Below are 13,101 nucleotides of genomic sequence, written 5' to 3'. Positions count from 1 at the left end.
TCAGCCCTAATGGGGCCGAAAGGGGCGCGCAAGGGGGTGTCGCTATCCCCTGCCCAGCACATGATCGACCAGCGCGCCGAGCGATTTGAACCCGCTCGTCGCGATCCCCTCTCCCTTCACGCCACCGGGCACCCAGGCGCGCTCGAAGCCGAGCTTGGCCGATTCCTTCAATCGTAACCCGCCGTGCGCCACGGGGCGGACTTCGCCCGACAGCGCGACTTCGCCGAACGCGACGACGTCGGCGGGGATCGGCCGCTCCGAAAATGCGCTGACCAGCGCAGCGGCGACGGCGAGATCGGCAGCCGGATCGGTCAGCCGATAGCCGCCTGCGATGTTGAGATAGACTTCCGCCGACGACAGCGACAACCCGCACCGCGCCTCCAGCACCGCAAGGATCATCGCCAGCCGCCCCGAATCCCAGCCGACGACCGCGCGGCGCGGCGTTGCGCCCGATGCCAGCCGGACCGTCAGCGCCTGCACTTCGACCAGCACGGGCCGCGTCCCCTCCAGCGCCGGGAATACCGCCGTCCCCGTCACCGCCTCGCCGCGCGTCGTCAGGAACAGCGAGGACGGATTGCCGACTTCGCCCAGCCCGCCCTCGCCCATCGCGAATACGCCGATTTCATCGGTGCCGCCGAAGCGGTTCTTGATCGCGCGCAGGATGCGGTATTGGTGCGACCGCTCGCCCTCGAAGCTGAGCACGGTGTCGACCATATGTTCGAGCACACGTGGCCCGGCGATGCTGCCGTCCTTGGTTACATGTCCGACCAACACAACGGCCGACCCGCGTTCCTTGGCAAAACGGATCAGTTCGCCTGCCGACGCGCGCACTTGGCTGACCGTCCCCGCCGCGCCCTCGATCAAGTCCGAGTGCATCGTCTGAATCGAATCGATCACCAGCAGATCGGGCGCCGCCGGAAAGGTGGCGAGAATATCGCGCACCGACGTCGCACTCGCCAACCCGACGGGCGCATGGCCGAGACCGAGCCGCTGCGCGCGCAACCGCACCTGATCGGCCGCTTCCTCGCCCGAGACATAAACGACGCGCTTGCCCGCCAGCGCAAGCTTCGCCGCCGCCTGCAACAAGAGCGTCGACTTCCCGATTCCCGGATCGCCGCTCATCAACGTCGCCGACCCGGCGACAAAGCCGCCGCCCAGCGCCCGGTCGAATTCGGCGATCCCCGATGGCATCCGGTCGGGCAGCTTCGTCTCGCTGTCGAGCGCTACCAGCGCCACCGCGCGCCCGCCGTGCTGCAGATTATGCCGCGCCGAAAACGGCGTCACGACCGCGCCCGCATCCTCGACGAGCGTGTTCCACTCAAGACAGTCATCGCACTGCCCCGCCCATTTGGACGCGACCGACCCGCAGGCTTGGCAGACAAATCGCTTTTGGGGCTTCGCCATTCAGGTGACGATAACCGGTTCGGAACGATTAGAGAACAGAAAATTGACGCGGGCATGAGCACGCGCCCTCGCCGACACTGTCCTGCCCGGTGCTCCCACCTTACCGCTCGCGGTTAGGTATTAATTTCATTTGATTTTTTCGTAAAATGTCGCACCTTTGCGGCCATGACTGGGCGAAAACGAGATGCGGGCGCCGAACGCGCGATGGCGGCAGTTGCGCATCTGCAGCCCTCTTAACTTTGGACATTGCAATGACGGACATTACGGGCACCGGCGGTGCCGACAAGCTTCAGGGTTCGACCGGCGACGACATTATCCATGGCCTCGCCGGTGACGACATTGTCGCCGGGGATTTCGGCAATGACGACATTTTCGGCGATGAGGGCGACGACACGCTGGATGGCGATCGGGGCACCGACCGGCTGTATGGCGGTGCCGGTAACGACACGCTCTACTCGCGCGGTATCGACAACAGCGGCACGCCGGATTTCATGTATGGCGAGGATGGCGACGATAGCCTGATCGCCAGCGGCGCCTCGTCGGTGACGATGGACGGCGGCGTCGGCAACGATCGCTTTATCATCAGCAGCAGCGGAAGTACGACGGCGCTCGGTGGCGACGGCATCGATCAGTTCGCCTTTTACACCCGCGCAACCGCCAGCGGCGGTGCGGGTCAGGACGTATTCCGGATCGGCGACCTCCTCAACGGCGGTATCGTCACGATCACCGATTTCGCCGTTGGTGACGCGGGCGACAGTCTCGATGTGACCGCAATTCTGCAGTCGCGTACCGGCTGGAACGCAACCGCCAATCCCGTCGCGACCAATCACCTCAGGATCGTTCAGAACGGGGCCAATACCGATTTCTACTGGACGGCCGCCGGTACGGGGACGGGCACGCGATTTGCGATTCTGCAGAACGTCACCGCGTCATCGCTGACTGCTTACAACATCGGCTTTCCGCTCGGCGGTGGCGCGCTCACTGGCCAGACGATCGATGGCAACACCGGTGCCGACACGCTGACGGGCGCCGCAGGTCCGGACGTGATTCACGGACTCGACGGTTCCGACACGCTGAACGGCGGTGGCGGCAATGACATGCTCTATGGCGACGGTGACGGCGATGTGCTCGACGGCGGCAGCGGCAATGACGATCTCTTCGGCGGTTCGGGCAACGATACGCTGCTGTATCGCACCGGCGGCAATGACCGGCTTTACGGCGAGGATGGCGATGACATGCTCATCGCGGAAAGCGACTTGCTGTTTCCCGCCACAGTCAAGACGGTGCTGCTCGACGGCGGCATCGGCAACGACTATTTTGTCATTCGCCAATCCGCCACCTCGGTAACCGCGCTGGGCGGAGCCGATGCGGACATTTTCGATGTGCGGTCGAATGCAACGCTCACCGGCGGCAGCGGTCAGGATGTTTTTCGGTTCGGCGATATCGGCACGAGTTCGGCGATCACGATTACCGACTTCGTGACCGGCGATGCCGGGGACCGGCTGGAGGTTGAGGCCCTGTTGCGCGCCCGAACCGACTGGGATGGCGTAACCAATCCGTTCGCATCAGGCCATATCTGGGTCATCCGCCACGGCAATGACGCACTGCTGCAATATGACCCGACCGGCTCGGTCGATGGCAGTGATTACGAACCGATAGCGATTTTGCAGAATGTCGATCCCGCCGCTCTGACAGCATATAATCTGGGCGGGTTCATCCGCTCCGGTCCGCCCGACCCGACAGTCTCGCTCGGCTATGCCGCCTCGCTCGGCGAAAATGCAGGTGCCGTCACCCTCAACCTCAATTTCCTCTACGCATCGCGCGTGACCACCACCGCCACCTTTGCGCTCAACCCCGCGACCACGGCGGTTTTGACAACCGATTTCACGGCGAACCTCGCGCTGCGCAATTTCAGTTTTTACTTTCTGCCGGTCGGACTGCAGGTCACGACGCTGCTCAACCTCGCCACTGTCGACGATCTCGTCGATCGCGGCATCAGGACCATCGCGATCGACGTGACGGTCGCAGGGCAAGTGTTTGCCAATGGCAGCGACACCGACACGATCGTCATTTCGCTGACCGATAACGACGGCACGGCCGGCGACGACGTGATTGTGCTGGCGCCGGGCAGCAACCGCGTCGGCGGATCGGGGGGCAACGACTATATACGGGCCGATCGCAGCGCCAACACCGGCACCTACCTCGACGGTGGCGCAGGCAATGACACGCTCGTCTACGGGGCCACGATGTACGGGCGCACAGGCAATGACACTTATCTGGCGGGCGGGTTCATTTTCGAGAGTGTCGGCGAGGGCTACGACACGGTCTTCGCGGAAAACAACACCACATTGCAGGCCGGCCAGGAGATCGAGGAACTCGCCGCAAACGCGCCCGCATCGACGCTCGCGCTAAACCTGACCGGGAACGAGTTCGCCAACCTGATCGTCGGCAACGCGGGCGTCAATCTGATCAGTGGCGGCACCGGTGGCGGCGACCGCATGTACGGCCTTGGTGGCGACGACACTTATGTCGTCGATCATGCCACCGATCAAGTTTTTGAAAGCGTCGGCGAGGGCTATGATGTCGTTTTCGCGCTGGCGAGCCACAGCTTGCGGGCTGGTGCTGAAGTGGAGGAGATGGTCGCGAACTACCCCACACTTCCGGGCCGCCTCGACCTCACGGGCAACGAATATGCCAATGCCTTGTTCGGCAATGCGGGGGTCAACGTTCTGAACGGCGGCAGCGGCGGCGGCGACCGTCTCTACGGCTATGCCGGGAACGACTTTTACCTTGTCGATGATCAGAGCGATCTGGTGTTCGAGAATGCCGCCGGTGGCTATGACACCGTTTACACGCTTTCGAGCTACCGATTGGCCGCCGGGCAGTCGATCGAGGAATTGACTGCCAACCTCCCCTCTTCGACCGCAAGCCTCGATCTGACCGGCAACGAATTCGCCAATGCCCTTTATGGCAATGCGGGCGCGAACCGGCTCGCGGGAGGCGACGGGTCCGACACGCTCACCGGCTATGCTGGTGCGGATCTGTTCGTATTCGACACGACTCTCGGCAATGGCGGCGTCGATCGGATCGTCGATTTCGACGTCGGGACCGACAAGATCGCGCTCGATGACGCCATGTTCGGCGGCATGACCAGCCTGTCCGCTTCAGCCTTCGTCACGGGCAGCGCCGCTGCCGACGCTGACGACCGGATCATCTATGATAGCGTCACTGGCGCCTTATACTTCGATCCGGACGGCAATGGCGCCGCCTCAGCGGTCCAGTTCGCGACACTCGGTACCGGCCTTGCGCTCACCGCAGCCGACTTTGTGATTATTTGATCATCGGGGGCGTATCGGCGCGGTGTCCTGAGCTTTTAAGGGGCTTCGGACCTCGGCGCTTCGCTCGCCGCCGATGCCACGCCATAGGGCGCAACCAGATCCCAGATATGCGCCGGGACCATATGCTTCATCCGGCGCGGTTCTTCACGGCGAAGGTGCATGACCGTCTCGCACGCCTTCATCTCGACCCGCGTCCGCGCGAACTCCAACCCGCGCGGGCCGATTTTCGGCATCAGCCAGCCAACGATGGGCCGTACCCAGTCGGGCATCGCGCGCAGCGGTAACCCTCCGGCGGCACGCTCGACATTGGCGAGGAAACCCTTCACCGCCCCCGCGCGCTTGCCCTTGCTGCCCGGTTCGGACAGCTTCACTTCATCGTCGAGCAGCCCAAGTAATTCCGCGCCACGATCGTTGCGGACGATCAGCCATTGCTCGCCCTGCCCGCCCATATAGCCGACCGTGATATCGGCGAGCACATTGGTGTAGTCGACGCAGGTCCGGCAGGTCAGCGGAAAGAAATCGCCGGGCAGTTTGGAGATCGGCAGCTGCAGAAAGGGAATGGTCTTCACGCGGCCATCGTCGAAGCGCAGCTCCACCCGGTAATCGGCGCGAAACTCCAGATAAGTGATCGTGTCGGGATCGTCGGCCAGCAGCGCGAGAAAATCGTGAAACCGCTCGGTCGTGGTATTATCCGAACACGGGGTGCCGACGACATAGAGCCGGTCGAAACCCAGTTCGGCCTCCAGCCGCCGCAGCGCATGGACCTGACACGGGATGCCGATCACGGCGAGGCGTTTATGGCCCGCCGCCAGCGCGGGTTCGAGCAGTGCGAGCAGCGGTGCATAGCCCATCCGCATCCCGCGCACCGCCGCCATGCCCTCGGCTTTGGTGACCAGCACCGGCACGGGCCGCCATTTGTCGTTGGGGTCGGGGGCCATCGTCAGCACCGCATCGACCGCGCCGATCTCCAGCAGCCGCTCGGCAATCCGCGTGGTGATGCCGGTCCATTGCGCGCCGGGGCTGGGCGGGACGAGTGACGCGCGGACCATGCGCCGGAACGGGCCGAAGTGCAGCTCATCGGGTCGCGCCGGATCGCGTGCACGACCGTGGACCTGCGCCTCCATCGCCGGATAATCGGGCGCAATGAACTGGCACGCCCGCCCGCACCGCTTCGGGTCGTCGGTGCGCGAAATCCCGCAATCGGTGCACAGATCGCGCGGGACAGCGGGGTTGGCGAAAGCGTCGGGTGGTGAAATCGCCATTTGTGCTTCATGCACGGTGCCGCACGTCCGGCAAAGCCCGCGATTTGTTGCAGCGCTGCAATCCCGCCGATACGTCTGCCCTGCACATAGCCGGAATGGCCGACATGGACCTCAACACCCACATTCTCGTCGTCGACGACGACCCCGGCATCCGCGAGCTGACGGGACGCTTTCTGGAGGGGCATGGTTTCCGCGTCACGCTTGCCGAAAACGGTCCGGCGATGCGCGCCGCCATGGCAATCGCGCAGCCCGACCTGATCGTCCTCGATGTGATGATGCCGGGTGAGGACGGGCTGACGATCCTGCGCACGCTCGACCCGGCGACGCGACCCCCGGTCATCATGATGTCGGTCATCGGCACCGATGTGGACAGGATCATCGGGCTGGAAATGGGGGCCGACGATTACCTCCCCAAACCGGCCAACCCGCGCGAATTGCTGGCACGCATCCGGACCGTGCTGCGCCGTCGTGCACCGCCTCCAGCCACCCGCCCGGAACGCGGCGCGGACTGGACGTTCGAGGGGTGGCGCATGGACCCGGTCGCACGCGACCTGCACGATCCCGACGGCGCGAACGTCTCGCTGACCGATGGCGAGTTCCGGCTGCTGCTGGCGCTGGTCGAGCATCCCCGCCGCGTCCTGACCCGCGACTTCCTGCTGGAGGCGATGCGCGGCCATGACGCCGACCAGTTCGACCGGGCGATCGACGTCCAGATCAGCCGCCTCCGCAAGCGGCTGGCACATGACCGAACCCCCGACCTTATCCGCACCGTTCGCAACGAAGGCTATATGTTCACTGCCCCGGTGAAGCGTGGGTAGGACCACAGGCCGCCCGATTATCGCGCAGATCGTTCTGCTGGTCGCGGGCGCAGTGCTTCTGGCGACAGCGGCCTTGTTCGTCGTAACGTTCCAGGGTCCGCCGCCGTTCAAGCCACCGCTCCCCCTGACGACTGCCGCCGCCATCCTTCAAGGCAAGATTGTGCGGATGCCACCCGACCTTGATCTGCGTCCCGGCGCCCCCGTCGCTGCGGCGTTGAGCGGCCTGTCGCGCGATGCCCGCGCCGAAGCCGTTCTCGCGGGCCAGGGTCTTGCGGGCGCGCAGGTCTGGATCGCGGAACCGCTCTCTGGACGCGCCGAGGCAGCACCGGACGCCGACAACGCCGAACTGCGCGGCGGCTTCGCCATTGCCTGGGGCGGTCCACAAGGACTGCAAACGCTGTCGCGCGCGCCGGTGGGCCTGCTCAGCCGTTGGCACATGGTCACGCTCGCCGCGATGTTGGCGACCCTTATCGTGCTCATCGTCGCGGCGTGGCTGATCGCGCGCACGATTGCAGGACCGCTGCTTCGCCTAGCTGATGCCGCCGACGCGACCCGCGCCCTGCCCGACGATCCGGCAATTCCGGTCGATGGCCCCGCCGAAGTCCGGCGCGTCGCCGAAGCGCTCGCCCGGATGCGCGACCGCCTGGCGGCGACATTGGCAACGCGTACCGAGATGTTGACCGGCATCGCGCACGACATGGGCACCCCGCTCGCGCGACTGGCCTTTCACGTCGATGCCCTGCCCGAAGGCGCGCGAAACTCGGCCCAAGCTGAAATCGCCGAGGTTCGTGCGATGATCGGCAGCGTCCTGGATTTCGCGCGCGACACCCCTGCCGAATTCGGCAACGTCGATATCGCGGCGCTGCTCCGACAGGTGATCGCGGAAACATCTGCGACCCTCGACGCACCGAAACGGGCCATCGTGCGCGGCGATGCGGTGGCGCTCAAGCGGCTGTTCGGCAACCTCGTCGAAAACGCGCTGCGCTACGCCGGGGACTGTGCGGTTTCGGTAGAAAAATCGGGCGAGGCGTTTCGGATTCGTGTCATCGACCACGGCCCCGGCCTGCCCGACGACGCCGCGATCCTGTTCGAACCGTTCGTTCGCGGCGAAGTATCGCGCAACCGCGCAACCGGCGGAGTCGGCCTCGGCCTCGCCATCGCCCGCCGTGTGGCCGAAGCACACGGCGGCACGATCGTGGCACGCAACCGCGCGGAAGGCGGCGCGGAGTTCGAGGTGACATTGCCCGTGTGACACGCATCCAACCCTCTCCACTTTGTGGAGAGGGCGGCGGAGCGAAGCGGAGCCGGGAGTGGAACGATCTGGAGGCGGTCGTGCCTCTCCCGATGCTTCGCATCGCCCTCTCCGCGAAGCGGAGAGGGTTTTCTAAACCGCGATGCCGACCGTCGTCGTCGCCGTATATCCTGCCGCGACGCTGCCCGAAAATGTCGGCGTCATCACGGCCATCTGCGCCGAGCTGTTATCGCCGAAAATACCGTCGCTGGTCAGCGAGACGCTGGCGAAGCGCGAAGCGCTATTGGGATAGAGCGTCGCATCGGCATAGACCGCGCTGCACACCGCCGCCGGGATCGCCAGCTGCGACGTCAGCACCGCAAACCGCCCCGAGGTGGCATTGGCCAGGCTCGAGAACACCTCGAAGTGCATGTGCGGATAGCGACCGGCATAGCAGCCGGGGACAATCGTCGTGAAAGTCACTTGTCCGCTGGCGTTGGTGACCTGCACCCCGCGCAGATAACTTTGCGTGGGCAAATCGTAGAGCGAATAGGCACCGCTACGGTCGCAGTGCCACAGATACACCGCATAACCGGCGAGCGGCGCGCACGCCGCATTGGCATTGACAACGGTCAGCGTGATCGTGAGCACCGTGCCGGTCGCCACCGTCGTCGAACTGATGAAATTGGGACGAATATCGCTGCGGACGATACCGCTTACGGTCAAGGCGTTCGACGTCGGGGCCCCTGCCGCTGCGGTATTGGTGCCGTCGGCGGGATAGGGACCGGCGGTTTCGGTGGCGGGCACGGTGCAGGCGGTGCTGCCGCCGCTCGTTGTCGACGTTGTGCTGGTCGTGGACGTTGTCGAGGTCGATCCCGTCGTGCTCGTCGATCCGGTCGAACTTGTGGTCGTGGTTCCTCCCGACGATCCGCTGCCGCAGGCCGCAAGAAAACCGACTGTCCCGGCCGACGCCATCAGCACCAGCGCGCGTCGGCGCGCCATGATCTGCGCCTCCATGGTCTTCAGGTCATGGGCGAGGCCCAGATCGTGATCTCCGACCTCGTTCAGCGCGTGCGACTCGACCGTCATTATCCATTCCTCCTGATTTCGGCACGGCCCATATCCTTTGCCCGTTCGGCATCCGTATTTCAGTTTGTTGCAAGGCTGCGCCGTGCAAGGAATCGGTCATGAGAGAGAAGGAGTTACGCCTCGCGCTCGTCTGCTACGGCGGGATCAGTCTGGCGGTGTACATGCACGGCATTACCAAGGAGGTGTGGCACCTCGCCCGCGCCAGCCGCGCCTTTTACGACCGGACGACACCGACCGATGAGGTCGAAACGGCCTATGTCGACCTGCTCGACCTGATCGAAACCACGACAGGCACCAAGCTGCGCGTCCTGCCCGACATCGTTGCGGGGGCGAGTGCAGGCGGAATCAACGGTATTTTCCTCGCGCAGGCCGTCGCTTCGGGCCAGTCCCTCGACCCGCTGACCGACCTGTGGCTGGAGCGGGCCGATGTCGATGCGCTGCTCGACCCGGCCGCCCGCGCGCCGAGCCGGGTGTCGAAGCTATGGGCCTCGCCGATTGCCTGGGCGTTTGCGGGACGTCAGGGCGACCATTGGGACGATGGTCTCGATGCCAAGACCCGCGACGAAATCCATGCAAAGCTGACGCGCTTCGTCCGCTCGCGCTGGTTCGAGCCGCCGTTCGGGGGCGAGGTGTTCGACAACATGTTGCTCGACGCCTTCGGCGCGATGGAGGCGGGACCGCGCGGTCCCCGGCTGCTCCCCGACGAACAGCCGCTCGACCTGTTCGTCACTGTCACCGATTTCAGCGGCCATCCCGAAGCATTGCCGATCCATTCGCCGCCGACGATCGTCGAGACCGAGCACCGCCTGACCCTGTCGTTCCGCGACGAACCCGGCACGATGGCGCAACTCGGCGAGATACCCGGGCTCGTGTTCGCCGCGCGCGCCACTGCGAGCTTCCCGGGTGCATTTCCGCCGTTCACGGTCGCCGAACTCGACAGCGTGCTCGACGGGGCCGGGCGCGAATGGCCGGGGCGTGAGGCATTCCTCGCCCGCGTCCTGCCGCGCCAGGTAGCGGCCGGAACCGCCGAGACCACAGCGCTGATCGATGGATCGGTCCTGGCCAATGCCCCGTTCCGCCCCGCCATCGACGCGCTGCGCGACCGCCCCGCCCGCCGCGAAGTCGACCGGCGCTTCGTCTATATCGACCCCAAGCCGGGCCAGAAGAGCATCAAGCTGTCGGGCGACGACAAGACGCCGGGGTTCTTCACGACGCTGTTCGGCGCGCTGTCGGATATTCCCCGCACCCAGCCGATCCGCGACAATCTGGAGGCCATCGCCGGACGTACCGCCCGCATCGCGCGGACGCGGCGGATCGTCGAAGCCCTGCGCCCCGATGTCGAAACCTCGGTCGAGCATCTGTTCGGGCGCACCCTGTTCCTCGACCGCCCGACGTCGGCACGGCTGGCGACATGGCGCGCGCGCGCCGGGGAGCGCGCCGCGCGCGACGCCGGGCATTCGTACGTCGCCTATCGCGAGATCGTCCGGGCCGGAATTGCCGATGCTCTCGAACATGTAACACCGCTGCGGATCGGTGCCTCGGTGCTGCTCCATGAACTGGCCCAGCGCAGCGACCTTTCCGCGCTCGACTTGCGCTACCGTATCCGCCGTCTGCGGTTCGTCGCCCGGCGGCTGGCCGTGCTTGCCGACGAGACACCGGCGGTCGATTACGAAGGACTTCGCAAGGCCGTGTTCGCCTGTCTCGCGCGCTATCTCGAACGCGAATCGCCGAATTTCCTCGGCCAGATCGAGGCGACCGATGCGCGGACCCTGCTCGACCTGATCGCGGCGCGCTGGGACCTTGCCCGTCTCGACGCCGAGACCGACGCCGCGCTCGCAGAGGCCATCGGCGCGTGTTTCCGCACCCATCGCCGCCAGCCGCTGCTCGCCTATCTGGGCTTCCCCTTCTACGATGTCGCCACGCTCGCGCTGTTGCAGGGCGAGGGATTCGACGAGTTCGACCCCGTCATGGTCGACCGCATCGCACCCGAGGACGCGACCAGCCTGTCGGGCGGCGCGCCGGTGTTGAAAGGGATTCAGTTCAACAGCTTCGGCGCGTTCTTCAGCCGCGCCTATCGCGAGAACGACTATCTGTGGGGGCGGCTGCACGGTGCCGAGCGGCTGATCGACATCGTCATGGCCACGCTGCCGCCGGACGCGCTGGGAGCAGCGGCTGTCGTCCACGCCAAATGCGCGGCATTCGGCGCGATCCTCGACCGAGAGGGGCCGCGCCTGACGGCCATCCCCGAAGCGATTGTGGACCTTCGCAATCGGTTGGCCGCCCTAGCTCAAAAACCGGCGTAGCCGCGTTTTTGAGCAATTATCGAGCGTCTGGCAAAACAGGGACGGGCGGCCTAGACTGAGGGGACAACAGCGGAGCCCGTCGTCGATGCAATTCCTGAAGACCATATTCTGGGTGATAATTGCGGTTATCGTGGTCTATTTCGCTTGGGCCAATCCGCAGGTGGTGCAGGTCAATCTGTGGAGCGGACTCGCTTGGTTTCCCCCAATGTGGTTCGCGATGCTGACGAGCTTTCTAGCAGGACTGGTTCCGATGGCGTTGCTTTATCGCGCGACGCGGTGGACGCTCCGCCGCCGCCTCGACAGCGCCAACCGCGCGCTGACCGACACCGCGCCGCTCGTGCCGATGCGCGAGATGGCCCCGCCGGGTGCCGCACCGATTGCGCCGCCGCCCGGTGCGGCATGAGCCCGATCTGGGTCGCCATCGACACGCCCGATCTGGAGCGCGCCAAAACCATCGCGACCAAAGTCGGCCGCCATGTCGGCGGCATCAAGCTCGGCCTCGAATTTTTCGCCGCCAACGGGCGCGCGGGCGTGCACGAGATGGCCAAGCTGCACCTGCCGATCTTCCTCGACCTGAAGCTGCACGATATCCCCAATACCGTGGCGAAAGCGGTGCAGGCGCTGGGGCACCTCGAACCCGCGATCCTCACCGTTCATGCCGCGGGCGGTCGGGCGATGATGGAAGATGCCAAGGCGGCCGCCCCGACCGGCTGTAAAGTCGTCGGCGTGACGGTGCTGACCAGCCTCGACGCGAGCGATCTGGCCAGCGCGGGCGTGACCGGCACCCCGCACGACCAGGTGCTGCGCCTGACCGCCGCCGCGCGCGAGGCGGGGCTCGATGGCGTCGTCTGCTCGGGCGACGAAGTGAAAGCCGCGCACAAGCTATGGCCGCAGGGTTTCTTTGTCGTGCCCGGCGTACGGCCCGCCAATGGCGTCATCGGTGACCAAAAGCGCGTGGTAACGCCGAGGGCAGCGCTCGATGCCGGAGCGAGTATCTTGGTGATCGGGCGACCGATCACGCAGGCGGCAGACCCCGATCAAGCGGTGCGTGCTATCGAGGCGACGCTTTAGGAGGAAAAACGCAATGCTGACACTTGCACTATTGTCGATGGTTGCCTCTGCGCCAATGCCGCTGGACGGCGCGATCAAACGCTACAATGCGCTGCCCGAGGTGACATTGCCGGTGGCCATCGCCGCGCCGGACGATGCGCCGAGGGTCAAGGCGTTCGCGCTTCCCATGTGGCTGACCAAGGTCGCGCTCGACCCGGTCGAGGCCTCGGCGCTGGTCGGCCTGGTCGAGTTTCGCGGGAGCGCCTCACGCGAGGAGCGGCGGAACTGGACTGCCGGCGAATATGCCGCGGGCTTGGCCGCGCAAGCCGCGAGAAACGCCAACCATGAGCGGACCATCACGCCCAAGGGGATCGATTTCGACACGGTGACACCTCCCCTGAGAACCGTGGAGGACAAGAGCGTCATCCGTTACCAGCGGCGGCTGAGCGAGCTCGGCAGCTGCACGGGCGCGCTGGCCTCGGCGCTGACCAAGCTGCGCGCGGCGCGGCCAAGCGACGACTTCACACACTTTGCCTTCCGTGCGCGGCAAAGGCTCGGCACAGCGATGCTGCCGCCCGACACGACGTGTGTGCGCGGCACCTGATA

10 protein-coding genes are annotated in these 13,101 nt (G+C 65.6%); 7 read left to right on the top strand and 3 right to left on the bottom strand.

Annotated elements, in window-relative coordinates; genetic code table 11:
* Window positions 1-42: 42 nt before the first annotated feature.
* Window positions 43-1,404: a DNA repair protein RadA gene (gene radA / locus M0209_RS01915; RefSeq protein ID WP_258886544.1), complete on the bottom strand. Its 1,362-nt coding sequence runs from the start codon at window positions 1,402-1,404 to the stop codon at window positions 43-45.
* Window positions 1,405-1,655: 251 nt separating this feature from the next.
* On the opposite strand from radA, the gene M0209_RS01910 reads away from it, so the two are divergent.
* Window positions 1,656-4,742, top strand: coding sequence for a calcium-binding protein (locus M0209_RS01910; protein WP_258886543.1), 3,087 nt, complete (start codon window positions 1,656-1,658; stop codon window positions 4,740-4,742).
* A gap of 35 nt (window positions 4,743-4,777) precedes the next feature.
* Here the strand turns inward: M0209_RS01910 and M0209_RS01905 are convergent, their stop codons facing one another.
* On the bottom strand, window positions 4,778-6,004 hold the full coding sequence (locus M0209_RS01905) for a Coenzyme F420 hydrogenase/dehydrogenase, beta subunit C-terminal domain (RefSeq protein ID WP_258886542.1): 1,227 nt from the start codon (window positions 6,002-6,004) through the stop codon (window positions 4,778-4,780).
* A gap of 104 nt (window positions 6,005-6,108) precedes the next feature.
* On the opposite strand from M0209_RS01905, the gene M0209_RS01900 reads away from it, so the two are divergent.
* Both M0209_RS01900 and M0209_RS01895 read left to right on the top strand, forming a co-directional pair.
* Window positions 6,109-6,822 (top strand): response regulator, encoded by a 714-nt coding sequence (locus tag M0209_RS01900; protein ID WP_258889539.1) that lies wholly within the window; start codon window positions 6,109-6,111, stop codon window positions 6,820-6,822.
* Window positions 6,815-8,074, top strand: coding sequence for a HAMP domain-containing sensor histidine kinase (locus M0209_RS01895; protein WP_258886534.1), 1,260 nt, complete (start codon window positions 6,815-6,817; stop codon window positions 8,072-8,074). The genes M0209_RS01900 and M0209_RS01895 overlap by 8 nt, the downstream gene beginning before the upstream one ends.
* Window positions 8,075-8,206: 132 nt before the next feature.
* Here M0209_RS01895 and M0209_RS01890 read toward each other — a convergent pair whose 3' ends face one another.
* Window positions 8,207-9,142 carry an intradiol ring-cleavage dioxygenase gene (locus M0209_RS01890; RefSeq protein ID WP_258886532.1) on the bottom strand — a complete coding sequence of 312 codons (936 nt, stop codon included), beginning with the start codon at window positions 9,140-9,142 and terminating at the stop codon, window positions 8,207-8,209.
* Between the two features lie 98 nt (window positions 9,143-9,240).
* On the opposite strand from M0209_RS01890, the gene M0209_RS01885 reads away from it, so the two are divergent.
* From M0209_RS01885 to M0209_RS01870, 4 genes are all read left to right on the top strand, one after another.
* Window positions 9,241-11,445 (top strand): patatin-like protein, encoded by a 2,205-nt coding sequence (locus M0209_RS01885; RefSeq protein ID WP_258886530.1) that lies wholly within the window; start codon window positions 9,241-9,243, stop codon window positions 11,443-11,445.
* A gap of 85 nt (window positions 11,446-11,530) precedes the next feature.
* Window positions 11,531-11,848, top strand: coding sequence for a hypothetical protein (locus M0209_RS01880; protein ID WP_258886529.1), 318 nt, complete (start codon window positions 11,531-11,533; stop codon window positions 11,846-11,848).
* Window positions 11,845-12,516 carry an orotidine-5'-phosphate decarboxylase gene (pyrF, locus tag M0209_RS01875; protein ID WP_258886527.1) on the top strand — a complete coding sequence of 224 codons (672 nt, stop codon included), beginning with the start codon at window positions 11,845-11,847 and terminating at the stop codon, window positions 12,514-12,516. The genes M0209_RS01880 and pyrF overlap by 4 nt, the downstream gene beginning before the upstream one ends.
* 13 nt (window positions 12,517-12,529) lie before the next feature.
* Window positions 12,530-13,099 carry a hypothetical protein gene (locus tag M0209_RS01870; protein ID WP_258886523.1) on the top strand — a complete coding sequence of 190 codons (570 nt, stop codon included), beginning with the start codon at window positions 12,530-12,532 and terminating at the stop codon, window positions 13,097-13,099.
* Window positions 13,100-13,101 lie beyond the last annotated feature (2 nt).

Source organism: Sphingomonas sp. SUN039, from assembly GCF_024758725.1.
GTDB lineage: Bacteria > Pseudomonadota > Alphaproteobacteria > Sphingomonadales > Sphingomonadaceae > Sphingomonas_O.
The sequence above is the reverse complement of the archived record's forward strand: the minus strand, read 5'-3'. Positions and strand labels throughout refer to the sequence as shown.